The organism is Paraburkholderia sediminicola (assembly GCF_046027355.1).
Lineage (GTDB): Bacteria > Pseudomonadota > Gammaproteobacteria > Burkholderiales > Burkholderiaceae > Paraburkholderia > Paraburkholderia sediminicola_B.
This window is the reverse complement of the sequence record NZ_JAQQEK010000004.1, coordinates 44,215-69,171: the sequence shown is the minus strand read 5'-3', so window position 1 is coordinate 69,171 and position 24,957 is coordinate 44,215. Positions and strand designations below refer to the sequence as shown.

Here is a 24,957-nt window from a genome sequence, read left to right as displayed (position 1 = left end):
ATGCGCCGCAGTCAACGCAATACATTAAAGCAACCGAATCATCTTGAGCTACCTTCCTACGACGAAATCGGTTTGGTCCTGCAGGGCGGTGGCGCGTTGGGTTCCTATCAGGCCGGCGTGTATGAGGGGCTTGCTGAAGTGGGTGTCGAACCCACCTGGATTTCGGGCATCTCGATTGGTGCCCTGAACACCGCCATCATTGCCGGCAATGCACCGGAGGATCGCGTAGAAGCATTGCGCGGCTTCTGGAGCACCATCTGTCAACCAGCGGACTTGCTGGGGCACGTTGGCGCTTTGGTGCCGACAGCGTTCGGGTTTCCAGACGTTGCCCGAAAATGGTCGAGCATGTGGGCGGCCGCTCGTGCTTTGACTGAAGGTCAGAAGGGCTTTTTCTCACCGCGCTTTTCCGCACACATCGCCAGCGTTGCAAAGAAGCCGCCGACCGAAGTGAGCTTTTACGATACGACGGCGTTGCGCGCGACGCTCCTCAAGTACGCCAATTTCGACCGTATCAACGACGGTGACGTTCGCGTCTCGGTCGGAGCGGTCAATGTTCGCACGGGCAATCTGGTGTACTTCGACAACACGCAGACTCGCCTCGAGCCGGAGCACTTCATGGCGTCTGGCGCGTTGCCGCCAGGCTTTCCTGCGGTAGAAATCGACGGAGAATATTACTGGGACGGAGGTCTGGTTTCGAATACGCCGCTTACGGAAATCGTTAGGGAATGCCAGCACAAGGATGCGCTGGTCTTCCAGGTCGACCTTTGGAGCGCAGGAGGAACACAGCCTGGCGACTTCCTCGATGTCGCCGAGAGGGCCAAGGACATTCAATACTCAAGCCGGACCCGCGCCATCACGGCCTTCGTGTCGCAGAGCCAGAAGCATGCTCGCCTGATCAAGGAACTGCTCGAACACATTCCGGAGAAAGTGCGGCGGACTCACCCGCTAGTCAAGCAGGCACAGAAAGTGGCAGACGGTGGTGCGGTCAATGTCGTGCACCTCATCTACAAGAACAAGTTCTTTGAAGGTCACTACAAGGACTACGAATTCAGCAACGACACCATGGGAGAACATTGGGCGAGCGGCCTCGAGGACATTCGCCGCTCGTTTGGCAACCCCGACTGGTTCGAGATTCCAAGCCATGACCTCGGCTTCGTTACGCATGATGTCCATCGCCACGAGACTGGACCGGTTCCAGTTTCCGATGCGTTCCAGTCCGTGCCAAAAACGCCGGAGCTTGTTGACACGGTGACGAACGCGCCGTCAGACGCCCATTAGAGTCGGCAAATGAGCGTCACGGGTGAGGGTGCAGGCGGTTTAAGCTGCTCAACGCGCACCGGGACGCTCCTGTTTACTGCGGATATAGTGGGCGCCGACCCAGGCAAATCCGCAATGGCGATTGTTTTCAGCGAGGTATGGCCGAACATGCCGCAACCCTCCGGGCGCTAGAGGCGGCACTGTGAGATAGACTAGCTGTCGGCGGCTATCGTACCGCCTTCGATTTCAATCAGGTTCGCTGACTCATGAGGCAAGTGTCATGGACCGCGCCAAATTCCTCCAAGCCACGCGACAGCTGGCGGCAGCCGCCGAGATTCTAGCCGGGTCTGGTCCTAAGAACTCGCGATTCGATGCGTCCCAAATGCTCGCATTTTTTCGCCAATACGACCGTCCTGGTCTCGACTTGAGTGTCGTCGCGACATCCGACGACGAGTTGTTCGTGCGCACAGGACAAGCCGCACTGACAATGGCTGGACGCAATGAGTTTGCCGCGTCACACGCTCTGCTTGAACAGGCGAGGGCGCTTTTAACCGTGGCATGAAAGCAATGGCTGCGAACCGGAGGCGGCAATCTGCTTCGAGTGAGTCCGAGTCCAAAGCGACACTATTCTTTGGACTCGAGTGCTGGACTGCTGTGTTTTTCGGCGGAATAAGCATCAGCTATTGCTACCGAGGTAAGCGCGCTCTGTTGAGGGTACGGGAACGATGAGGTCACAACGAGCTGTAGCTGGAATCGATATTGGCGGCGACCGGAAAGGAAATCATCTGGTTATCCTGCGTGACACCCAGATTGTGTGCAACCTCCGGTCGCAGGCGCCGGAACAAATGGTCGAGAAGTGCCTCCAATTCGAGGTAGGCGCGGTGGGCAACGATGCGCCCTGTTTGTGGCGAGTCGGCGAAGCCGGAAGGCAAGCCGAGAAGGAGCTCGCGCAGCGGCGAATCTTTTCGTTCGCCACGCCGACTCGCGCAACAGCCATGACCAGTAAGAGCGGATTCTACGGGTGGATGTTCAACGGCGAGCTTGTCTATCAGGCATTCGCACCGTATTTTCCCCTCTTCAAAAATGGCGGAGAACTCGGTGAGCGAGTCTGCTTTGAGACGTTCCCCCATGCTATAGCCAGCGCTTTTCTAGGGACCGCAGTCGCGTCCGCGAAGCAGAAACGAACTCAGCGCCGAGAAATTCTTCAAGATGCTGGAATTGACGCGGCGTCGCTGAAATCTATCGACGAAGTGGATGCGGCGCTGTGTGCCTTGACTGCACATTGCTTGCTTGACGAGAGATTCGTGGCGTACGGCGATGAGCTGGGCGGGTTCATTGTTGTGCCGACTCCCACTGGCACGCCGAAAGGATTCAGCAAATGCCGTTTTCGCGGTTAGCGTGGCACGCCTCGTGCGACGGCACGATCGGGGTCTCGTGATCCCGTTGTAGGCACATGGGATTTCGCTCACGAGCGACCGCAGTCTTGGCAAAACAACCACGTTCAAGGAGGGCCGGTGCATCTAAAGCGATTTTGGCCAGTGCTGCTGTCAATGGCGGCTTTTGGTTCAACCGGAGCATGGGCAGGCGATATTCAATGTGCCACCACGCGACAACCGGCTGAACGCGTCATCTGCGACCACGCCATCCTGAACAATGAATACGACGATATCTTCGCGCAACAACAGGCTCTCCTGAGCAGTGGAAAGCTCTCACCCGAACGACTCGCTCAGTGGAGGCAATCGCGGAACGCCTGCACCGACGTTCACTGCATTGATACGGTATTCGCCAAGTGGAAGGCGTTGGCCAGGTCCGCCGAAGCCAGTCCTGCCGCTGCACAGACTCCGGCAATGGCTCCATCCACTGACATGGCTCCCGTCGGCCCGATGCCGGGCGCAGTTCCCTCTATTGCATCTCAGGCCTCCCCAACGTCGGAGGCTTCGCTCGTCCGCCAGGGGAGTGCCGCTGGCGTAGCGCTCCCGAAGCCGGTTGAAACGCAGAGCTCTTCACCTGCTGTCGCTTCCGCTACTTCCGGTCCGGTTGACAAGCGCGGCACGACGGGCATGAGCGCCGTTCTGATTGTGGCCTTGCTGGTCGCGATTGGATTCGGTGTACTCTTCCGGCGCCGAACGAAGGGGGGTGGAGGACCGAACAACCAATGAAGAACATTGACCAATGCGCAAATTCCGAGCGGCCCCGACGGCAGGCAAGGAGCGCTGCAGCTCATATTTCTGATGGGGACCGGGCTTACTCTGAGCATCGATTGATTGCCTGACCGCTCGCAATGCTCTGCAAATAGCACCGGACCCCTGGATTCAGTCCTGCGCGGGGGCGTTGGCGTTTAATCTCCGCCACCGTCGTAGGTTCCGCCACCTCCGTTGCGCGTACACGAAGACGGATGGGCAGGAATCGCTCACGTCAGGCGTAAAAAAATAATGGCGATCACTAACGCCACGGAATACCATCGTCGGATCGCCGCGCTCACACCCAAGTCAATGATTTCGACCGAGGACCTGCATTTTTTCATTACGCTTGCGAGCGCTTTGTCGCTAGCGGATGCCGCACGCAAGCTCGATGTCACGCCGCCCGCGGTCACACAGCGGCTTCGTCTTCTGGAAAACCGGTTGGGCATGCGGTTGATCGATCGGTCGGGCCGGCGCATGGTGCTCACCGACGAAGGCGAGTTGCTTGCGGTCCACGCGCGCCGAATCTGCGATGACATTGGCAATTTGTCAGACACGCTGGCATCGCGGCGCGGCACGGTGGCCGGCCATCTGCGCGTGATCGCGCCGCTCGGTTTCGGGCAGCGTTACGTCGCGCCCGTCATTGCGCAATTTCGTGCCCTCTATCCGGAAGTGAGCGCAAGTCTGATGCTGTCCGATCGCCCCGCGCGCATCTCGGATGACATGTGGGACCTGATGGTGCATATCGGCGAATTGCGCGATTCGTCGCTCGTCAGCCGGCGCCTCGCACCTAATCGCCGCATCCTGTGCGCGGCGCCGAGCTATCTGGCGCGTCGCGGTGAACCAAAGCATCCTGATGAACTGCTCACGCATGACTGTATCGCGCTGCGCGAAAACGATGAAGACGTGACCATGTGGCGTTTCACGCCGAGAGACCAGGGCACACCGGCGAACGTCAGAATCGAACCGATGCTAACGAGCAACGACGGCGGCACCGTGCGTGATTGGGCGCTTTCCGGGCTTGGCATAATTTCGCGCTCCGAATGGGACGTGGCCGAACATCTGCACGCGGGGCGGCTCGTCCCGCTTCTCGAAGCGTGGACGCAGCCCGACGCGGATATCGTCGCGCTGATCAGTTCGCGGCATGGACGCTCACTGCGCGCTCAGCGTTTTCTGGATCTTCTGCATGCGTCGACATTGCAACAACCGTGGCTGCCGCGTGACAGCGAACAATCCCCGAGCGGCAAACGTGCACAGGGTTCTGGTGCTGCTGGATTGACGGCTCGAGCGAGCGCCGCCTGAGCGGATGTGGCCGCGAACCCGCACCGATCTGAGCGGAGCGGGCCTGGTCTGACGACCGGTGAACCGGCGATACTACCAGGGCCACGACAGTGAGGTCGCCGTACCCGTTTCGCGGGCACGCTCGTAAAGCAATCGCGCGACTGTCAGATCCTGCAGGGCGATACCGGTCATGTCGAACAGGGTGATGTCGTCAGGATGCCGATCGATCCGAACCTGGCCGGTGATCAGATCGCCGATCTCGATACATGGCGTGTCAGGCGCCCATTGTGTCTCGCCGATTTCACGCGCCTGGGTTCGGTCGTCGACAAAAAGGCGGCCGCGCGGCAGCAAATCCTCAGGAAGTTCGCGTTTGCCCTTGGTGTCCGCGCCGACGCAGTTGAGATGAGTGCCGGGTTGCACTGCGTGCGCGTCGAAGAGTGGCCCCTTGCCCGGCGTGGCCGTGACGACCACATCGCTGTCAGCCACCGCGGCGTTACGGTCGGTCGCATGCAGGACTTCGCAACGTCCGGCGAACCGCGCTTCAAATGAAACGTCGCGTTCACCGTCCACGGTGACATAGCGAACGCAGGAAAGCTGTTCGAGCACACGCATCGCGAATCCGACCTGCACTTGTGCTTGTACGCCCGTGCCAAATACGCATAGACGCGTACTGTCCGTACGCGCGAGGAGCGTCAAACCCAGGCCGCCGGCAGCGCCCGTGCGCATGGTCGTGATTGCATTACCGTCGATGACGCACACAGGCCGGCCGGTTTTCGGATCGATCAAGAGAATGGTGGCCTGGTGAGGTTCGCCACCCAAGCCGCGGTTTGCCGGCCAAAACCCCGCGGCCTTGAATCCGAGCAGGCCTTGCGACTGCACGTCGCCCGATTTGATTCCAAATACGCCTCCAGTCACGAGTGGCTCTCTGACAACGGGAAACACACGGCCCTCGCCCCGGCTGTGAAGGGCGAATGCTTCCCGTACGGCTTCGACTACATCGTCAGGCTTCAGCAAGGCCTCGACCTGGTGTTTGTCGAGCAGGATCAGCTTGGCATCATTACGCATCGTGGTACACCTTGATTCTTGAGAATGGCAAACGCAGTGTGTCGGCCGTCAGGAGGCACTACCTTGCGGGGCGCTCGCTGGCTGCAATGCCGCACGGTTTGCGCGCTCTACGAACAGCACCATCATCGCGGACAGGCACATGAGTCCTGCAACACCGAGCATCGGCACGCGATACGAGCCGGTAACGTCATGCAGCCAGCCGGTCGCGTAGGGGCCGAGGAACCCGGCCAGCGTGCCGATCGTATTGATGAGGCCGATGCCCGATGCGGCCGCGGCGTTGCTGAGATAGCGCGGAGGAAGTTGCCAGAACGATGCATGCGGGGTGTAGACGCCGACCGCGCCGAGCGTAAACGCGGCCATGGCCTCGTATGGCGACGAAAGGAACAGCGCAGCGGCGAACGACAAGCCGCCGATCGCCGTTGGAATCGCAACGTGCCAGGCGCTGAGCGCGGTACGTCGTGCATAGTGTCCCCACAACACGATGGTCACCGCCGACACCGCGAATGGCACAGCGGTAATCAGTCCAACCTGGAAGACCGAATATTTGACAGCGAACAGGTGGGAGAACTCCGCGACCATCTGCGGCAAGAAGAATGACAGTGCGACGACGCCGATATTGATCCCGAAGTAGATCAGTCCGAATGCGAGGACTCGCCGATCGAGCAACGCAAGCCACGCGCTTTTCGGCGACACCCGCTGGGCTTCCTGCCTCTCCACGGCGAGCGCATGGCTCAGTTCGGCGCGCTCGTCGACGGTCAACCACCGGGCGTCGTCGGGCCGGTCTTTCATGACCGTGAATGTGACGATACCTAGCGCGATTGCCGGCAATCCTTCTATGAAGAACATCGAGCGCCAGCCGGACCAGCCGAACAGATGCGTATGCTCCATGACGAAAGTTGAAATCGGCGCACCCAGCATGTTCGACAGCGGGATGGCGAGAAAGAGCAGCGACATCAGCCACACCCGCTCCTGCCGCGGCAGCCAGAACGTGACATACAGGATCATCCCCGGAAAGAATCCTGACTCTGCAATGCCGAGGAGAAAGCGCAGCGCGTACAGCATGTGAGGGCTGTTGACGAATGCGGTCAGCGAAGCGATCAATCCCCACGTGACGAGAATACGCGTCATCCACAGCCGTGCGCCGAATCTCGCCAGCAGCAGATTGCTCGGCACGGCAACGAGAATGTACCCGGCGTAGAAGAGGCCGGCGGCCAACCCGAACTGGGAGACCGACATGCCGAGTTCGCGATTCATCGTCAACGCCGCATAGCCGACGTTCGCCCGGTCCATCTGGTTGACCATGTAAAGCAAAATCAGCAGCGGCGCCAGACGCCAGATGACCTTCCGGGCCGTCTGCGGTCTGATTCGCGTCACGTCTAGCGTATCGTTCATTGGGAATATCCTCTGTTGCAACGGTGCGTGCCTTGCGCGTGCTGCGAAGACAGGAAGTCTTCGCGGGGTAATTCGTTCATCGCGGGTCGCTCCTTGGCAGAACGGTGCGGACCGTCGGAGTCCACCTGGAAATGTCGTCCAGCGGTATGACGGGCCGCGGCAGCTTCTTGAAATCGAATCGCGCGAGGATCGGGGAAGTCAGACCTGGCGCATCGACGCTGACGATCTGTGCGCCGGAAAAGAACTCGTCGAATGCCGCCCTGAAATGGCCGCGCGACTTCAATACGACGACGCGCGCACGCGCAATGTCGATGCCGAACATCTCGAAGAACATCGGCTCGTGACACTGGTGTCGCTTGCTGATGACGATGACCGTGACGCCGCCGATCTGCAGCGCGGCGCACGGTCCAAGGTCGAAGCTGCAGCCCGCCAGCTGTCCGCGTCGGCCGACACCCTTGCCGTTGTGCAGTTTCAACACGCGGGCCGGCGCGTTGAAGGGCTCCGAATACACCGTGGTTTCAGCACGATTGAAGCGCGCAACGAGCGCTTGCCCGGTGCCCACCACGTGGGCGTCCGCCACCAGATCCGGATCGGTGACGACGCCGAGAATCGCACCCTGCACCTCGTGCTGGAGCAGCGCCTTGAGCACGAACGGCGTGTTGCCGCGCCCGCCACCGCCCGGGTTGTCAGCCACGTCGGCGAGTAGCAGGGGCGCTAACGAAGGATCGTCGCTCGTCGCTTTGGAGAGGCGGACCGCGTTGTCGAGGGGCGTCAACGTCGGCGTGAATGCGGCACGCTCTTGCCATGCATACGACACAAGATCGTTGGCCACTTGATGTGCGAGCGATGCATCTCCGCGCGTGGTCACGAGTACCGTCAAGCCGTTCTTCGGCGTGTCCGCAAACGCAAAGCCGCCGACAATCGAGACGTTCACGATCCGCGGGTCGTCCAGTGCTTCCGCGCGCCGGATCATCTCCGCATACGGTCCGGTTCCCGGGGCGGTCAGCAACTGGGTGGGAGGCGCGCAGACGGGCATGCGCACATGCGCGACAGCCGTGCGCATGCCATTCAATAATTCGCTCAGGATGCGGGCAGCCTCGGCGCCGCGCTCGGCCATATCGGTGTGCGGATTGCGGCGGTATGAGACCAACGCGTCGACGGTGTTCACCATCCGGTCGGACACGTTCGCATGCAGGTCGACGGTGGCGACGATCGGTACCGTGGGTCCGACAATATTGCGTACGAGCGTGAAAACCGCGCCGTCGGGGTCGTCTTCTTCTGTCGTGATGGCGGCGCCATGCTCACAGATATAGACAGCGTCGAGCGGCAGTGCCGCACGCAACCGCTGTTCGAATTCGCACAGCGTGTCGGCGAAGAATGCATGTTCGACCGGGCCGCCCGACTCTGCGTTGGCAAAGAGGATCGGGACAGGTGTCCAATCAGAGGTCGCATCCATCGTTCGAACGAATGCGGGAATTTCCGGCGTCATCACCGGCGCTTCCTTGCGTGCGTCGTCCAGCAGCGCGGTAGCTTGCAAGTAAGCGCGCGATACGAAATCGGCGCGCGTGGACACCGGCGCAAACCGGTTCGATTCGATCGCGAAGCCAAGAATGGCAATGCGCGGGTTTTTCATCAGTCACTCCTCATCGCCGGCGTCACCCAGATAGGCATCGCACGCGGGTGGTCCCGGCGGGTCATCAACGCATCATTGCGTTGCTTTCGACGACGCGGCGATTGGCCGCCAGCATGCAAGCGTCGATATCTGAATTCGCATGCTCGTGAAAAGTATTGGTTGCCAAAATGCCATGCGGGTTAACGTCGACTGATTGCTTCATTCACATTGGAGTTAACCGTTACGCACGAAAGCAGTGGACACGGTCGGCGCGCGATCGGTCGCGGGCATGCAAACGGGACGTTCGAAGAGCCGTGGGCGTCGCAAGCGCGAGTGGGGCCGACCTCGGCAAGCCCAGGCGAAGTGGGCCGCGCCTTGTGAGCGCAAGAAGCAAACTTGTGACAAATCGTCGATGGACCATGCCGTCCGTGCGGCCGAGAATGAATGCTTCATTCAGCACGAAGGAGCATGTCATGGGCCACGCGGAAGTCCGCGAGTTGCAGATTCCCAAGCCAATTGGCGGACGCTTGCCGGAGCCGCCGGTATTCGCCAGCCTCGACGATGAGCGGCAACATCGCAAGCTCAAACTCGCTGCGGCCTTTCGCATCTTCGCGCGATTCGGCCTCGCCGAAGGCATAGCCGGACATATCACGGTCCGTGATCCGGAGTTTCACGATCGGTTTTGGGTCAACCCGTACGCACAACATTTTTCGTCGGTCCATCCCGACGATCTTGTCTGCATCGACGAGGATGCCCATGTTTATCACGGGACCGGGCCCGTCAACGCCGCTGCGGCGGCGATTCACTGCGGCATCCACGGCGCGAATCCCGATGTCGTTGCAGCAGCTCATACACACACGCCTTTCGGTCGCGCGTTTTCCGCGCGCGCGCGGCTGCTTGCTCCGCTCAATCAGGAAGCCTGTCTGTTCCACGAGGATCACGTGCTATTTCGTGGCGACGTAGTGGTGCTCGCCACCGAAGAGGGGCGCCGGATCGCGCAGACGATGGGCACCAAGCGCGCCGCGATTCTGCTCAATCATGGCCTGCTGACCGTCGGCTCATCGGTCGACGCCGCGGCGTACCGCTTCATCGCCATGGAGCGCTGCTGCCAGGTGCAGTTACTCGCCGAAGCGGCCGGCCCGATCGAGCCGCTATCCGATGAGGAGGCGCAGGCCACGCGCGCCCAACTGGGATCCGACTATGTCGCATGGCTTGGATTCCAGGGCCTCTATCAGCAACTCCTGCGCGACAACCCTGATCTGCGCGAACTCGCCTGACGCGGATGTCGCTAGTGTGGCGCAAGCGTCGCTTCGATAGCTGCTGCGCGGTCGCGGCAGCCGTCACGATAGTCGCGAACCGCGGTGCCTAGCCATTGATCGAAGCGTTTGAGCGGCTCCCACTCGCGTTTCTGCTCGGGAAACGAGTAGTAGACAGTCTCCGGATTCGGGATCGAATGAGGGTGGATCTGGACGAGCGCACCGCTGCGCAACTCCCGTTCGATCAGGATGTGCGGAAGCAAGGCCACACCCAGTCCGGAAATCGCGGCGTTAATCGCCATGATGAACATATCGTAGTGCTGGTTCGACGTGCTGGGTTCGATGACCTGCGCGCACGCCGTCTCGGACCATGCGAGCCACGCGCGCGGTAGATCGCGGGTGTGGATCCAGGGCAGCGCACTGATCCGTTCGCCGCTCAACGCACCGCGCGTACCGATCAACGAGGGCGCACAGACAGCGAGAATTTCATCGTCGCTGACGAGCGGCTGTCCCGGCATCGCAGGCCACAAGCTCTGCGCAAAATAGATCGCGGCATCGAAGCTCGAATCGTCGAAGAAAGTCGGCTGGTCGCGACCCATGATGTGGAGTTGCAGATCGGGATTGGACTCGTAGAAATCATGCAAACGTGGAATCAGCCATTGAGAGGCAAATGTCACACCGACGGCCAGCTGGAGCTTCACTTCGCTTTGCTTGCGTACCAGCTCGAGCGTATCGCGCCGAATCTGGTCGAGATGGACGCGGATCCGCCGCGCGTACTCCGCGCCCGCCGCGGACAATACCAGCCGCTGACGGACTCGCTCGAAGAGCGTGATGCCCAGATGCGCCTCGAGCTCGTTGACCTTCTTGCAGACCGCGCCATGCGTCTGCGACAGCTCGGCCGCGGCCTTCGAAAAACTTTCATGACGCGCCGCTGCTTCAAAAGCTTGCAGGGCGCTGAGACTGGGAACACCGCGGCGCATCGATAATCCTTGCTGGCGAAAAGGAATGGGCAATGGATACGCCGATGATAGCCCTTCGTACGGCGAGGCGCTGGTAACGCCTAGTCGCTCGCAAGCCGGCGCAGGCCGACCTCGCGCCAGCGCGTCTCGAGCAGCATGACCACGATCGAAGCGAGCACCATCGTCGCTGCAATGCCGACGAACGCGAGCACGAACGTGCCGGTCGTATCCTTGACCCACCCGATAAAATACGGCAGCAAAAATCCGGACGATACCCCGATACTGGTGATCAACGCGATGCCGGCCGCTGCAGCGCGATCCGTGAGGATGCGGCTGGGCAACTGCCAAAAAGTCGTGATGCTGCAAAAGCAGGCCGACGCGCCAATTGAAAGCGCAATGATCGACTGGTAGGGAGACTTCAGCAGTAGCGCCACCGAAAGCGCGGCCGCGCACACCAACAGAGGGCCGGCCACATGCCAGGCGCCGACGTTGTGGCGGCTGACCAGACGGCCCCAGATCAGCATCGCGATGACGGCAACGCCGAATGGAATCGCCGTGATCAGTCCGACGTCCGTGAGGCTGTACTTCACCCCAAACGTGCTTTCAAATGTCTTGATGACTTGCGGCAGAAAATAGAGCAAGCCGATGATGCCGGCGTTGGTGCCGAAGTAGACGACACCGAGTGCCCAGACTTTCGGATTTCGCAGCGCTCGCGAGACGCCGGACGACGAGGTGGCGGCCGCAGCCTGAGCCCGTTCGGCAGCCAGTGCGGCCGCGATTTCGCCCTTTTCAGCAGCGGAAAGCCACCGCGAGCGGGAAGGGCCGTCCGTCAGCCAGAAATAGGCGACCACGCCAAGAATGATCGCGGGCAATCCCTCCAGCAGAATCATCGCGCGCCAGCCGGTCACGCCGAACACGTTCGCGTGTGCCATCAGCCACGTGGACACGGGCGCGCCGAGCACGCCGGTCAGCGGGATGGCGGTCACGAACAGCGACATCATCCAGACGCGATTGCGTGCGGGCATCCACAGCGTGAGGTAGTACACCATGCCCGGAAACAGGCCCGCCTCGAACGCGCCAAGAAAGAAGCGGGCGATATAGAGCCAGCGGGAGTCGGGAACGAAGCTCGTCAGCGAGGAGAGCAGACCCCAGCTGAGTAGGATGCGTGTCATCCACAGCCGGGCGCCAAACCGATGCATGCACAGATTGCTCGGTACTTCGAAGAGAATATAGCCAAGGAAAAACAGGCTTGCCGCGAAACCGTATTGCGCCGCTGTCATGTGCAGTTCAGCGTTCATGGTCAGCGCTGCATAGCCGATGTTTGCGCGGTCAAGCTGGTTCGCGACGTACATCAGGATCATCAGCGGCGCGAGCCGCCAGGCGATTCGTTTCATCAACCGATCGGAAATCGCGGGTTTGAGCGCCTCAAGGTCCATGGTTTTCCCCAGATCTACACGTTGCGGGTTGCTCTCAAGGGAGATTAAGCGCCGTGACCGGTGGTAGGACAATGCACGAAAAATATTGACTTTGTGAGCAAACGTCACAGGGTAGAACCGGCGCCTTTTGCGTTCGCGTTTTCGGCCGGCTGAAAACTCTGCTGTTGTACTGTGCCGCTGCGGCGGATTGGCCGCCGCCAGGCCGAGCGCTTATTCGAATCGATAAAGCGTGCGCGCCGAGCTCGTCAAAATAGACGCGCGCTGCGCCGCGTCCGGAACCCAGTGATCGAGTGCCCGCCGGGTCGCGGTGTAATCGACGAGTTGCTGGTGCTGCGTATGCGGCCAGTCGCTGCCCCAGACCAGTCGCGCGGGCGTGTAGGCGTCGAGAAGCTGGCTCGCGAGAGCGGTGCCCAATGCCATACCGTCATCGTTCTCCGCGCTCCGGTAAGCCGCCGACAACTTCACCCAGACGCGTCCGGTAGCGGCAAGCGACAGCAGATACTTGAAGCCTGGATCGTCAGCAGCAGTGCGCGGATCGGGCCGGCCGAAGTGATCCACGACCACCGTGCAGCCCTGCTCGAGCAGCGGCCCGACAACGGCATGCAAGTCCACGGCTTGACGGTGAACCTCGACATGCCAGCCGAGCGCGTTGACACGCGCGAACAGCCGCCGCCAATCGGGTGCGGTCAGTTGAGGAAGCTTCAAGCCGACGAGATTCAAGCGGATACCCACTACACCTGTGCTATCGAGCAGTGCGAGCTCGTTGTCGGCGACTGCGCAATCCACGACCGCCACGCCACGAAAACGTCGCGGATAGCGCTTCGCCACGTCGAGGAAAAAGGAGTTGTCGGTACCAAGAAAACTGGGTTGCACGAGCACGGCGTGCGAGACACCGTTCGACAGCAAGTGACCGGCGTAGGCCTCCACCGTTGCGTCGTAATCCGGCGCGTGGCGACGCTGTTGCGCAAGCGGCAAGCCGCGTACGAACACGTGGGCGTGCGCGTCGATTGCGGTGATCCGCTGGTCTTTGGTGTGGTACCACTGGTCCGCCACCGCAGTGCCGCGTGTCTGCATCGATTGAATCTGTTCGTCGATCATGTGTTTCCCCGTTAGGCGCGGCTCGCGGCGTTGGCCGCCACCGTCGCGATCCGGCGGTTCTTCGTTTCCGGCAGCATGAGCGCGGCCACGACCACGAGTCCGTAGGCAATGCCGGCATCGATGCCGAGCGCCGAGCCGAGCGGCATCGAGTTGCCCATGTGTCCGACGAGCACCGGAAAACCTGCGGAGACGATCCGTCCGAAGTTGTAGCAAAAGCCCACGCCGGTGCCGCGAATGCCTTGCGGATAGAGTTCGTTGAACAGGGCGCCGAGCGTGGCGGGGATGCCGGCAGCAAAGAGGCCCAGCGGAAAGCTGAGGAACAGCATGGCCGTGTCGCCCATCGGCAGGAAGACGTAGAGATTGACCGTCGCGATGCAGCATACGGCGAAGAGAATCACATTGAGCCGGCGGCCGATGCGGTCCTGGAGCCACGCACTCACGAAGCAGCCGCAGATGAACGCCGTAATGATGACGACAAGATACCCACCGGTGCCGAGCACTGACAGATGCCGCTCGGTCTTGAGGTAAGTCGGCAGCCATGTCGTGATCGCGTGATAGCCGCCGTGCGCCCCGACACCGATCAGCGCGCCCACGATCGTCGTGCGAATCACCGACCGGTCGAAGATATTCCGTGCGGCGGGGAGCGCCTGCCTCGGCGACGCGGCCGGCGCGGCGGCGCGTGGCGGTTCGACCACGTTACGGCGCAGATAATGCACGAGGCCGGCAGGAATCACGCCGATGCCGAACAGCAACCGCCACGCCCAATCCGGCGGCACGAACGAGAAAACCAGCGTGTACAGAAGTACTGCGCCCGCCCAGCCAAACCCCCACGCGCTTTGCACGATGCCCATCGCCTTGCCGCGATGCTCCGCGCGCATGGTCTCGCTCAACAGCACGGCGCCCGCGGTCCATTCGCCGCCAAAGCCCACACCTTGCAAAGCCTTGAGAACAAGCAACTGTTCGAAGTTCTGCGCGAAGGCGCTGAGAAAGGTGAAGAGCGAGAACCAGATCACGGTGATCTGCAACGCGCGCACGCGGCCGTAACGGTCCGACAGCATGCCCGCAAGCAGTCCGCCCAACGCACCGGCAACTAGCGTTGCGCCTCCGATCAAGCCCGCCTGGCCTTTGCCGATGCCCCAGGTCACGAGCAGGGTCGGGATCACGAGGCTGAACAACTGCGTGTCCACGCCGTCGAGCGCCCATCCGGCAAAGCAGCTCCACAGGGTGCGTTTTTCCAGTGTCGATATCTCGCGGTACCAGTTCATCTTTGTCTCCTGACGATGGTTTTTCGTCGCGGCGGTCTATTTTCCGCATCGCATGTGGAGGCATTCTAGTGAGCGATTGGATAAAGATATATGATGCAAATGATCATTTTTCATATCGTTTTAATATGGATACGCGCAACCTGAAGTACTTCCTCTGCGTCGCCGATGCAGGCAGCGTCACGCGCGCCGCTGAACGGCTGAACATCGCGCAACCCGCGCTGAGTCAGGCGCTCACGCGCATGGAGAAGGAGCTGGGCGTCAAGCTGTTCAACCGGACGCGGCGTGGTGCGGACCTTACCGCCGCGGGGCTTGCGATCGTCGAGGATGTGCGGATGAGCGTCGCGAGAATCGACGCCGCCTCGCACCGCGCGCGCGAAATCGGCGCGCAACGGGCAGGGCGTTTGACGGTGGGTTTCGCGTCGGCGGCATTGTTCGAGGTGCTGCCGCGCGCTATTGCGGCATTGCGCGCATCGGTGCCGGATGTCGAGCTGGTGCTGCGCGAGATGAGCAACGCGGAGCAGGCAAGTGCGCTCGAGAAAGGGGAAATCGATATCGGCTTGCTGCATACGCCGGTGGCGGTCGCGGGCAAGATGCGGGAGAAGCTGATCGCGCGGGAGCAATTAATCGCGGTGTTGCCGGCGACGTTTCCGTTGGAGGCCGGCGCGAGTGTGTCGCTACGCGAACTGGCGCAGCACGGGCTCGTGTGGTTCCCGCAGGGCCAGTTACCCAACATTCGCGCGGGCATCCTGAGCGCGTTCCGGCAGGCGGATTGCGCGGTGGAGATCGTGCAGGACGCGAACCGGTCGCTGACCGTGCTCGCCTGCGTCGCCGCGGGGTGCGGTGTGTCGCTGCTGCCGCGTTCGGTGCGGGCATTGCAATTTAGCGGAGTCAGGCTGTGCGAGATCATCGACGGCGCCGCGCTGCCGCGCTTCGAACTCAGCGCGATCTGGCCAGCCCGTGCAAGGCAGACGCTCGCTGACCGTTTCGCGGAATTGATTGAGCCTTACCCTGCAAGCTCACTGGCGTAGAGGACCCGAAGCATCGACCTTGCGCATGGCCGATTACTGCTTTGTTGCTGTCGCGCCGCTCACCGTGTGCCCGGCATCCCGGGCGAGCTTCATATACCCGTACATCGACACGATCATCAGAACACCCACGCACAGGAACGCGAACCGGAAATCGTGGAGCGTGAACTCCTGCGCGCCCGGAGCGCCGTTGACCGTAGACGCCGCGCGCAGTGCCAGCGCGCCAAAAGCGATGCCGAGGCCAATGCCCAACTGGTACGCCACGTTCCAAAGCGTATTGGCCGCACTCGTCTGCTCGGGAGGGACATCGGCATACGCAAGCATCGCCAACATGGCAAATTGCATGGAGCGCGTGATCCCATAGACGAAGACGACGAACAGAATCCACATGAGCGGCGACTCGGGCGTCAGCAGTCCGCATGCGATGGTGAAGACGCCACCTACCACGCAGTCGACGATGGCGACTCGCCTGAAGCCGTAGCGCCGCAAGATCGGCGTTGTCAGGGTTTTCATGCCGAGATTGCCGACTGCGCTGACGATCAACAGCAGTCCGGATTTGAACGCCGACAGTCCAAAGCCGATCTGTAACATCAGCGGCAGCAGATACGGTACGGCACCGATGGCGATGCGCGTCACCGTCCCTGTGACGACCGTCACCGAGAACGTCGGAATGTCGAGCGTGGTCACATCGATCAGCGGATGCCGCTGGCGGCGCGCCTGATAAAACCCAACGCAACCAATAGCGAGGCCGGCCGCGACGATGCCAAGACCCACCAGCGGGTTCGTGCCCGGCTGGCTTGCCATATCCGCGCCATACAGGATAGCCGTCAACGCCAACCCGCTCAGCGCGAGGCCGATCATATCGAAGGGGCGACGTTCGGCGCTGCGCAGGTTCGGTACCCATTTCAGCACGGCGGCCAACGCGGCGAGGCAGACAGGCAGATTGAGCAGAAAGATCCAGCGCCAGGACGCGTAAGTCGTAATGAAACCGCCCAACGCCGGCCCGACCAAAGGCGCGACGACGCCGGGCCACGTGATCGTGTTGATGGCCTGCATGAGTTGCTTCTTGTCGGTGGTGCGCACGACGATCAGGCGTCCGACGGGCACCATCAGCGCACCTCCGAGACCCTGCAGCACCCGTGCGGCGGTGAATTCGACTACATTCCGCGAGATTGCGCACAGCAACGAAGCGACAGTGAACGTGACGATTGCCGAGAAGTACACACTGCGCGATCCGAAGCGATCGGCGACCCAACCGCTCGCCGGAATGAAAATCGCGACCGCGATCATGTAGGCGCTCATCCCGAGACTGAGCGCGTTGAGGCTCGCCCCGAACGAGTGCGTCATCTGCGGCAGCGCAGTCGCGATGACGGTGCTGTCGAGATACTCAATGAAGAAGGTTACGGCCACAACGTAAGGCAGCGGCCCAAGTGAACTGGAGTGTGATGGGGAATTTTTCATAACATTGCTGGTGTGCGTTGCGTAGCGATCTGGACATGCTTCGCTATAGTAGAAAGCGGCTTTGCGAAAGGCGATTGCCGTTTTTTGAATCCGGTGTTGATCTTTTGTCATCGACAGCACTATCCGCAGTGGACACATGGCACCACGCCGAGGGGCGATGAGCTGGTGCGCATCCAGGCGATCGGGAAGACAGTGCAAGGAGGCACAATGACCGGACTAAGCGTCCATACCCTGACCAGGCGAATCGACCTGTTCACGTTGAGGTTGTTTCTGACCGTGGTGGAGGAACGGCAGATCCGCCGCGCCGCGTTGCGGGAGAACATCACGCCATCCGCGGCGACCAGGCGGATTCAGGATCTCGAGGACGTAGCCGGCATTAATCTGTTCGACCGTTTCCCGAATGGGATGGTGGCGAGCCCCGCAGGCGAAGTGCTGGCGCGGCACGTGCGCCTGCTATTTGCGAACCTCGATGTCATGCGCCGCGAGATCAACGAGTTTACCGAGGGCGTGCGCGGCCATATCGGCATCAGTTCCACCAGCACAATCATTGTCCATTTTCTGGCACGGGAAATCGCCGAATTCACGCGAGACTTCCCACTGGTCGACATCGAATTACAGGAAGATGCGAACGTCAACGCGGTGAATGCCGTCGTATCCGGTAACGCCGATGTGGCGGTGTTCTATGACACTGACGATGTCGACAGCGAGAGGCTCGACATCGTCGAATACCGTGCGGACCGTCTGGTTGCCGTTGTGCCGCGCGGACACCCGCTTGGCGATCAAGCGAGCGTAACGACCCGGGATTTGCTCGAAGAGAGCCTGGTTGGCATCTCGCCAACCACGTCGATGATGACGCAGTTGCGCAACGCGGCGACAGCGCTCGGCCGGGAGCTGCGCATGAAATACAAGGTGAGCACGATGGAAGCGGCCCGTGCTCTCGTCAAGGCGAATCTGGGCGTGACGATTCAGCCGGAAAGCATGCTGCCTAAAGAGGATTTCGACAAAGTGACCATCGTGCCGCTGGACGAGCCGTGGGCGCTTCGTCAGGTTTGCGTCGGCACGAAGCGCGGCGAAACGTTGACGGCGGCCACGAAGGCGCTCATCGCGCAGTTGACTGATCGCTAACGATGACAAAGGTTTCGTGCGACCTTTATTCAAACGAATTAACGGAAAAAACGCGGTCCTGGGAGCGCATGGCTGGGCGTCCTGTGCGGCGTCGAATCGAATGATCCGATTTACTCATCGGGCGGCTTCCGGCTGTCGCCGTCGGCGTCGAGCCGGTCCGATCCGGGCGGGCGCTCTTCGTCTCATGCAGGTACTTGCATCACAGTCGCCGGCAGCGCACCACGGAAGATTGGCCGGCCGGAATCGTCGGTGATCAGCAAATACTCATAGGTCGCCGCGGCATGGTGGCGCGAATAATAGTAGGCCCGACGCTGATTCAGCGTGCGCACGGTCAGGCGGCCGGCGCGGCTTGCTGTGAGGTCGTATTCCCGCGTGCTGCCACCGCCAGTAGGAACGGGACTGGTCGTGTGGGCTCCGCGGTCGTGGCCCGGCGCCGCATTGTTGTTTGCGATAAGGTTGAGCACCGCCGCCCGATGAAGTGGGGAAATTTGCCCAATGCGGATGTAGTTGCCCGCGGTACGGCCCCGCCAGGCCAATTTCTGCGCATTGAGTTCGTCATGCGCCGCTGCGCTGCGCGCTATCACTTCGGACAGAAAATCGGTCGTCGACACGAAGGTCATGTTGTCTCTGAAAATCGCATCGACGGCATGGTCGAGGCAAAACCGGTCGAAATAAAAATGCGGGCGGCCCGCACGCTGCGTTGCTGTGAAGCGTTCAATCGTGGCCGTGGCCCTGGCTCGGATTAATGGAATGCTGGTGCCGGTAATCTTGATTGTCATCGGGTGTTCCTCCGCTGGCTTTACGGCGTCATTGCTGACATCTGTTGAAGGGAAAAGCTACGTTCGCCTCTCGGATAACAGATCGGCTGGCTCTTTATTCCGTTTTCGGATCCTCGCCAGCTTGGGTGCGAGTCTGCGCCAGACGCCGGTTCCAACCTCAATATCGAATCTCTGCTCCGTTCTGAGTTGACTTGCCGCAGCGTCGAATTTGCGACGGGCGGCCTGTTCCTGAAAAGCAAGCTGGGCTATGGGTTCACATTCGATCAATGCGGGTTACGGCGGATTTTTCGGACCCAATCACGACGCTCTCGGGTTTTCAACGTTGGCGAACGTCGGGGGCGGATTCGAACTTCCCCTTTCGAGAGACAACGCACAGTCGAAACGCCTACGCGCCGCGTAGCGACTTTGATGCGCGCAGGAATCGCTCAAACAGGGCTTGCTCAAAGCCAGGTGCCACCCTGCCGTTCACTCGGCTCTTCCGTAAGCGCATCGAAATCGTGAATCCAGTCCAGGTGATTCAGCATGCTGTCGCGCGCGCCGAGGCGGGCGTTGCGGGCCTGCGCGGCCGGTCCGTCGGGCAGATGCAGCACGTCCGCGGTGGTTATCGACGCGTACTGCACCTTGCGCGTGCGGCCCCGGCGCAGGCGCTCGTAGGCTTCCTGCGCCTCGCGCCAATTGCCTGGACCCGCCGCGGCCAATTGAGCGGCCAACACCACGGCATCTTCAATCGACTGGTTGGCGCCCTGGCCGTGATGCGGCACAAGCGCATGCGCGGCATCGCCGATCAGCGTCACGCGGCCCTTGCTCCAGCGGCCGAGCGGGGGACGGTGGAACAAGCCCCAGCGCTGACTGATCGGCACAGCCGCAATCATCTGCACGACGGCCGGATGCCAGTCCTTGAACAGGCGTAGTTGCTCGCCCTCGCTGGCGGGCATCACCCAGTCGCGTAACGGCCACGGCGACGGATGACGCTCGACCAGAAGGAAATTCTGGTCACCCTTGTCGCCGATGGGATAGTGCAGCAGATGGCCGCCGGGCCCGACCCAGAACTGGATGGTCTCGGGATCGGGCAGCAGGTCCATGCGTTCAGCCGGCACCACGCCGCGAAAGCCTGAACAACCCGAATACAGGGCGTCGTCATAGCCAAGCATCCAACGCCGCGTGATCGAGCGCGCCCCGTCGGCGCCGATCACGAGGTCGGCGTCGATGCGCTGACCGTTATCGAACGCCAGACACACGCGATCCGGGTGCTGCACGAGATCGACCAGCCGATGGCTGAGCTTGATGCGTTCAAGGCCGACGGCTCTGGACAGCACCGCCTGCAGATCAGCACGATGAATGCCCCAGTACGAGCCGCCGAACTGCTCGCGATAGCTGGGCGTGCCGCGATGATGGCCGATCACCGCACCGCTGCGTCCGTCGCGATAGATGAGGCCCGGCACCTCCGCGCACACCTTTTCGAAGTCCGGACGCAGTCCCATGCGCTCGTAGAAGCGCGTCGCGTTGGCCGAGAGCGCGACGGCCGCGCCCACTTCGCGCAGCTCTTCGGTCTGCTCGTAGAGTTGCGCATCGATTCCATGCTCGCGCAGCGCGAGCGCAAGCGTAAGACCGCCGACGCCGGCGCCCACGATCGCAATCTTTAGATCCATCCGTTTCATGACTGTGTCTCCGATATCCAGATATAGGGGTTTGGGCCGCCATGGCATGTCCCGGCGCCATGTCGAATGCGGGTGCCGTGTCAGTATTTTCAGCACTAGACGTTCATTCCTCAATAAGATGGAATGAATCTTCTTCATCACTGGATTGAATGAGAACCGGCTATGCGTGAGTCATGGAACTAAGCGAAATCGACCTCAACCTGCTGCTGCTCTTTCAGCGACTGATGCAGGAACGGCGCGTGGCGACCGTCGCCGAGCAGATGAACATGAGCCAGCCCGGCGTCAGCAACGCGCTCGCCAAGCTGCGTCGCCGGCTTGGCGATCCCCTGTTCGTGCGCGGGCCGGGCGGAGTGGTGCCCACGCCATTCGCGCTGCGCCTGGCGGAACCGGTCTCGCAGGCGCTCTCCACCCTGCACGCCGCACTGAATCCGGTGACTGGTTTCGATCCGCTGCGCGCGATGCGCACCATGACGATCGGCATGACCGATATCGGCGAAGTCGTTTTTCTGCCCGCGCTGCTCGAACGACTGTCGCGCGTCGCGCCGGGCGTCGCACTCAATACCGTCCGCGATACAAGCGTCAATCTGAGCAACGAGATGGCCGACGGCCGGGTCGATCTGGCCATTGGCTTGCTGCCGCAACTCAAGGGTGGCTTCTATCAGCGCCGCCTGTTTGATCAGCGCTATGTCTGCCTGTTCAGGCGCGGTCATCCGCTGGAGGACGTGCCGCTCACGCTCGCTGCATGGCGCGAGGCCGAGCATCTCGTGGTCGTGTCGGCCGGCACCGGCCACGGGCAGGTGGAGGAATGGCTGAAACGGCGCAGCATACGGCGTCAGGTGCGCCTGACGGTGCCGCACTTCATGAGCGTGGGCTACATCCTGCAACGCACCGATCTGATCGCCACGGTGCCGGAGCGACTTGCCCTGCAACTGGCAACCCCTTTCTCGCTCAACCTGTGCGCGTTGCCCATGACGCTGCCCGCCGCGCCGATCCATCTGCTCTGGCACACACGAGTCCACCAGGACGAAGACAATCGCTGGCTGCGCGGGGTAGTGATCGATCTGTTTGCGGACACGGCAACGCATGTGCGCAAAGAAGGGGTGCTGCAAAAGAAATAGCACTCAACGTCGAAAGGCCCGGTGGCCTCGATCACGGCCGATCGAGACCGCGTGGGTGTCAACCCAAGGGCATGGCCGCGCTCGCGGTCTTCGACTAAGGCGGCCGGCCCGGCTGGCAGACCTGCGTCGGTTAGCCAGCATGAAACGGACGGTAACAGGCCGGTTGGACCGGCATTGGCTCCGGCCCGAGTCATATTTTCAAGCTGCCGCCGGGCCCATTCGCGCTTCCGTGAGCTGTCCGAGACCGAGACCCTCGATCAACTGGGCCTGGATCGACACTGCTTGAGCGTTGATCGCGTCGGCGCCGAATGACTGCCCCACGACCAAACGTGCGGGACGCGTGCCGTTTGGTTGCGCAACTATCCGGACAATTGCTTCGGCTACGTCGTGAGGGTTCGGAGCGTCGTCGCTTTCGAACAACGCCATCAGCGTCTCCACCATCCTGTCCGGAATCGCGCCGATTTCGCCGTAGCCAAGGCCCCGCCCGGCGTCGCCGGGCCGTTGGGCGCTGGCGAAAATATTCGTCGGATAGTTGCTGGGTTGGACGAGAACCACATCGATGCCCAACTTCGACAACTCATAGCGGTAGCTGTCGGTCAGTGCTTCGATTGCGAACTTCGACGCGCCATATAGGCCGAAAAAAGGGAAGGTCACCCGGCCGAGGATCGATCCGATATTGATAACCAGGCCGTCACCCTGTTCCCTGAAAGCCGGCAAGACGCCCTCAGTGTCCGTTGGATGCCGAATACGTGCACATCGAAAAGCGCGCGTAGCTGCTCTGTCGTGAACGCTTCGGAGATGCCCGCCGAGCCGATGCCCGCATTGTTGACGAGGACGTCGAGGCGTCCCGCCTTTTCGAGCACTGAATTCACGCCGCGCTCGACGGAAGTGTCGTCTGTCACGTCAAGCTCGATGACATGGATTCCCTTGGCTTGCAAGGCCTCGGCGTGCGGCCGATTACGCTCGGCGACGTCGCGCATGGACGCGAATACCTGATGTCCGGCGTGTGCGAGCGTCTCTGCGGTGTCGCGGCCGAAGCCGCTGCTGGCCCCGGTAATGAGGATGTTCTTGAGCATGATGAGTTCCATTCGCTGGCTGGGGAGGAGGGGGAAGGAGCAGGAAAATGGTTAGCCCCATTTCGACCTTTCCCTAAATGGGCTTAGGAACTGCAGTCGAAAGCGAATCAGCATGTCCGACGCGGGTAAGGTGGAACGTGCGGCGCAATTCAAAGCCGAGACGCTCATACAATCCAATCGCAGAGAGGTTGTCACTGAACACGTGGAGAAACGGCGTTTCCCCTCGCTGCTCAATTTCTCTACGCAGGACTTTTACGAGCCGGCCAGCAAGGCCTTTCCCCCGATAGTCCACGTCTACGCAAACGGCACTGATCTCAACGTATCCGTCGACGCGCATCCGCTCGCCGGCCATCGCAATAAGACGCCCCCGCTCGCGAATCCCAATGTAGTTGCCCATCTCGCGAGTTCGTTTGCCGAAAGGGCCGGGCTTGGTCTTTTGGACCAGATCGAGCATGTCTTTCGCATCCGCGTCACTCATCCGGCTCACCTCGTCGTCGTGCGTGCTCGCTACTTCGCGGTGCCGGGCGATCATTTGATGGATCACGCCCACGTGCGTCATTTGAAGCCCGTCGATTGGACCGGCCGGTTCATCGGATAGAAGGGCTGCCTGCTCGTGAGGCAACAGAAGCTGAAGGAGCGCCTGGTATGCCGCGGGCGTTTCGAATGCCAGGGCAGCAAAGGGCGCCACATCGGGGTGGTATCGACGGGCCGACGCATCTCCATATCCAAGGTGCGCCTGCTTCGTGGTGAGGGCCGCCCAGATCGGGCGGTCGAGGTCAGCTTCTTTCGAACCGCTCATGCTTTCTCCTTTTGCAAGCGCAGCCGTGAGTTAGCGGATTGACTGAAGGTTCAGCCAGCGCATGATCTCGGCCGCATTGCTGTGCAGTCTAGACGTCCGACCGGAGCGGGGCTATAGTCGTAAATGACATTAATGGAGTTATTTGCGACATGAGACTGGTCATCTTCGCGCTTGACGGCCTATTCGACACCGGGCTCACGGTACTGCTGGATACTTTTGCGACGGCCAACGAACTGGCTGCTGCCCAAGGGTTCGCCGCACCGCCCTTCGATGTAAGGCTCGTTGGCGTACGCAGACGCATTCGTACCGCGCATGGATTGTCGACCCCAGTCGAACCGGCAAACACCGTTCCCCGCCCGGATTGGGTGGTGGTGCCCGCGCCGAATGTCAGACAGCCGGAGCGCCTGATCGAGGCACTGGAGCGTCCAGACGTGCGCGACGCGATGGCGTACCTTCGTGCCTGGCATGCTGACGGCGTCGGCGTCGCGGCCGCCTGCATCGGCACGTTCCTGCTGGCCGAAGCCGGGCTTCTGGATAATCGCGAGGCGACGACCACGTGGTCACTGGCACCTTTCTTCCGCCAACGCTATCCGGCCGTCAATCTGGATGATTCACGCATGGTCGTCGCCTCGGATCGCGTCGTGACGGCGGGTTCCGCGATGGGTCATCTCGACCTTGCGCTATGGCTGTTGCGTCAGGCAAGTCCCGAACTTGCGACGCTCGTTGCCCGCTTCATGCTCATTGACAAGCGTTCGTCCCAGGCCGACTACATCATTCCCGATCACCTTGCGCACGCCGATCCATTGGTCGCGCGATTCGAGCGATGGGCTCGCGACAATCTTTCCTTGGGGTTTTCGCTTCACGCGGCAGCGGCTGCATTGTCCGTCGGACCCCGCACGTTGCAACGCCGTACCGAGGCAGTGCTGGGTAAGTCGCCGCTGGCGTTCTTCCAGGACCTGCGAATCGAACGGGCGCAGAACCTCGTCTCGATTGGCTACGACCTCGACACAATCGCGAGCGAGGTTGGCTACGCCGACACGGCGACATTGCGGACTTTGCTGCGTCGCAGGCTCGGCCGCGGAGTGCGGGAACTTCGCGCCGAAATGCGCTAGCTG

Annotated in this window: 21 protein-coding genes and 1 pseudogene; 9 read left to right on the top strand and 13 right to left on the bottom strand. The window is 61.4% G+C overall.

Going from position 1 to position 24,957, the window contains the following annotated elements; genetic code table 11:
- The 4 genes from PQR42_RS08635 to PQR42_RS08620 all read left to right on the top strand — a co-directional run bounded on the left by PQR42_RS08635 (position 1) and on the right by PQR42_RS08620 (position 4,739).
- Positions 1 to 1,278, top strand: coding sequence for a DUF3734 domain-containing protein (locus PQR42_RS08635; protein ID WP_408386337.1), 1,278 nt, complete (start codon positions 1 to 3; stop codon positions 1,276 to 1,278).
- A 259-nt stretch (positions 1,279 to 1,537) separates the two neighbouring features.
- A complete protein-coding gene (locus PQR42_RS08630; protein ID WP_408386339.1) occupies positions 1,538 to 1,819 on the top strand; it encodes a hypothetical protein in 282 nt (93 codons plus the stop codon).
- A gap of 163 nt (positions 1,820 to 1,982) precedes the next feature.
- Positions 1,983 to 2,654 (top strand): DUF429 domain-containing protein, encoded by a 672-nt coding sequence (locus PQR42_RS08625; RefSeq protein WP_408386341.1) that lies wholly within the window; start codon positions 1,983 to 1,985, stop codon positions 2,652 to 2,654.
- 1,035 nt (positions 2,655 to 3,689) lie between these two features.
- A complete protein-coding gene (locus PQR42_RS08620) occupies positions 3,690 to 4,739 on the top strand; it encodes a LysR family transcriptional regulator (RefSeq protein WP_408212663.1) in 1,050 nt (349 codons plus the stop codon).
- Between the two features lie 72 nt (positions 4,740 to 4,811).
- On the opposite strand, the gene PQR42_RS08615 is transcribed toward PQR42_RS08620, so the two are convergent.
- The 4 genes from PQR42_RS08615 to PQR42_RS08600 form a co-directional block, all read right to left on the bottom strand.
- Positions 4,812 to 5,783, bottom strand: a complete 972-nt coding sequence (locus tag PQR42_RS08615) for an ornithine cyclodeaminase family protein (protein ID WP_408212666.1) — start codon at positions 5,781 to 5,783, stop codon at positions 4,812 to 4,814.
- Positions 5,784 to 5,831: 48 nt separating this feature from the next.
- A complete protein-coding gene (locus PQR42_RS08610) occupies positions 5,832 to 7,175 on the bottom strand; it encodes an MFS transporter (RefSeq protein WP_408386343.1) in 1,344 nt (447 codons plus the stop codon).
- A gap of 76 nt (positions 7,176 to 7,251) precedes the next feature.
- A complete protein-coding gene (locus PQR42_RS08605) occupies positions 7,252 to 8,808 on the bottom strand; it encodes a M81 family metallopeptidase (RefSeq protein ID WP_408386345.1) in 1,557 nt (518 codons plus the stop codon).
- Between the two features lie 64 nt (positions 8,809 to 8,872).
- On the bottom strand, positions 8,873 to 9,010 hold the full coding sequence (locus tag PQR42_RS08600; RefSeq protein ID WP_408386347.1) for a hypothetical protein: 138 nt from the start codon (positions 9,008 to 9,010) through the stop codon (positions 8,873 to 8,875).
- Between PQR42_RS08600 and PQR42_RS08595 the strand changes: the two genes are divergently transcribed.
- Complete coding sequence (locus tag PQR42_RS08595; RefSeq protein ID WP_408493616.1) at positions 8,976 to 10,064, top strand: class II aldolase/adducin family protein; 1,089 nt, start codon at positions 8,976 to 8,978, stop codon at positions 10,062 to 10,064. The genes PQR42_RS08600 and PQR42_RS08595 overlap by 35 nt on opposite strands.
- Positions 10,065 to 10,075: 11 nt before the next feature.
- Here the strand turns inward: PQR42_RS08595 and PQR42_RS08590 are convergent, their stop codons facing one another.
- The 4 genes from PQR42_RS08590 to PQR42_RS08575 all read right to left on the bottom strand — a co-directional run bounded on the left by PQR42_RS08590 (position 10,076) and on the right by PQR42_RS08575 (position 14,801).
- Entirely contained in the window at positions 10,076 to 11,023 is a 948-nt protein-coding gene (locus PQR42_RS08590; RefSeq protein WP_408386350.1) for a LysR substrate-binding domain-containing protein, read from the bottom strand.
- Between the two features lie 80 nt (positions 11,024 to 11,103).
- The gene (locus PQR42_RS08585) at positions 11,104 to 12,396 is read right to left on the bottom strand and encodes an MFS transporter (RefSeq protein ID WP_408386352.1); all 1,293 of its coding nucleotides are present in this window, start codon (positions 12,394 to 12,396) and stop codon (positions 11,104 to 11,106) included.
- 252 nt (positions 12,397 to 12,648) lie between these two features.
- Positions 12,649 to 13,536 carry an amidohydrolase family protein gene (locus PQR42_RS08580; RefSeq protein ID WP_408386354.1) on the bottom strand — a complete coding sequence of 296 codons (888 nt, stop codon included), beginning with the start codon at positions 13,534 to 13,536 and terminating at the stop codon, positions 12,649 to 12,651.
- An 11-nt stretch (positions 13,537 to 13,547) separates the two neighbouring features.
- On the bottom strand, positions 13,548 to 14,801 hold the full coding sequence (locus PQR42_RS08575; RefSeq protein ID WP_408493615.1) for an MFS transporter: 1,254 nt from the start codon (positions 14,799 to 14,801) through the stop codon (positions 13,548 to 13,550).
- Between the two features lie 125 nt (positions 14,802 to 14,926).
- Between PQR42_RS08575 and PQR42_RS08570 the strand changes: the two genes are divergently transcribed.
- On the top strand, positions 14,927 to 15,829 hold the full coding sequence (locus PQR42_RS08570; RefSeq protein ID WP_408212691.1) for a LysR family transcriptional regulator: 903 nt from the start codon (positions 14,927 to 14,929) through the stop codon (positions 15,827 to 15,829).
- Positions 15,830 to 15,862: 33 nt separating this feature from the next.
- Here PQR42_RS08570 and PQR42_RS08565 read toward each other — a convergent pair whose 3' ends face one another.
- The gene (locus PQR42_RS08565) at positions 15,863 to 17,287 is read right to left on the bottom strand and encodes an MFS transporter (protein WP_408386358.1); all 1,425 of its coding nucleotides are present in this window, start codon (positions 17,285 to 17,287) and stop codon (positions 15,863 to 15,865) included.
- A gap of 207 nt (positions 17,288 to 17,494) precedes the next feature.
- Between PQR42_RS08565 and PQR42_RS08560 the strand changes: the two genes are divergently transcribed.
- Positions 17,495 to 18,412 (top strand): LysR family transcriptional regulator, encoded by a 918-nt coding sequence (locus PQR42_RS08560; protein ID WP_408386360.1) that lies wholly within the window; start codon positions 17,495 to 17,497, stop codon positions 18,410 to 18,412.
- 182 nt (positions 18,413 to 18,594) lie between these two features.
- Here the strand turns inward: PQR42_RS08560 and PQR42_RS08555 are convergent, their stop codons facing one another.
- Positions 18,595 to 19,191 carry a hypothetical protein gene (locus PQR42_RS08555; RefSeq protein WP_408386362.1) on the bottom strand — a complete coding sequence of 199 codons (597 nt, stop codon included), beginning with the start codon at positions 19,189 to 19,191 and terminating at the stop codon, positions 18,595 to 18,597.
- Between the two features lie 440 nt (positions 19,192 to 19,631).
- Positions 19,632 to 20,849: an FAD-dependent monooxygenase gene (locus PQR42_RS08550; protein ID WP_408386364.1), complete on the bottom strand. Its 1,218-nt coding sequence runs from the start codon at positions 20,847 to 20,849 to the stop codon at positions 19,632 to 19,634.
- Between the two features lie 173 nt (positions 20,850 to 21,022).
- On the opposite strand from PQR42_RS08550, the gene PQR42_RS08545 reads away from it, so the two are divergent.
- Entirely contained in the window at positions 21,023 to 21,967 is a 945-nt protein-coding gene (locus PQR42_RS08545; protein ID WP_408212706.1) for a LysR family transcriptional regulator, read from the top strand.
- 198 nt (positions 21,968 to 22,165) lie between these two features.
- On the opposite strand, the pseudogene PQR42_RS08540 reads toward PQR42_RS08545, so the two are convergent.
- Both PQR42_RS08540 and PQR42_RS08535 read right to left on the bottom strand, forming a co-directional pair.
- A pseudogene (locus tag PQR42_RS08540) lies at positions 22,166 to 23,043 on the bottom strand (SDR family oxidoreductase).
- A gap of 73 nt (positions 23,044 to 23,116) precedes the next feature.
- Positions 23,117 to 23,842, bottom strand: a complete 726-nt coding sequence (locus tag PQR42_RS08535; protein ID WP_408386367.1) for a GNAT family N-acetyltransferase — start codon at positions 23,840 to 23,842, stop codon at positions 23,117 to 23,119.
- Positions 23,843 to 23,991: 149 nt separating this feature from the next.
- Here PQR42_RS08535 and PQR42_RS08530 point away from each other — a divergent pair, with 149 nt between their 5' ends.
- Positions 23,992 to 24,954, top strand: coding sequence for a GlxA family transcriptional regulator (locus tag PQR42_RS08530; protein ID WP_408386369.1), 963 nt, complete (start codon positions 23,992 to 23,994; stop codon positions 24,952 to 24,954).
- Positions 24,955 to 24,957 lie beyond the last annotated feature (3 nt).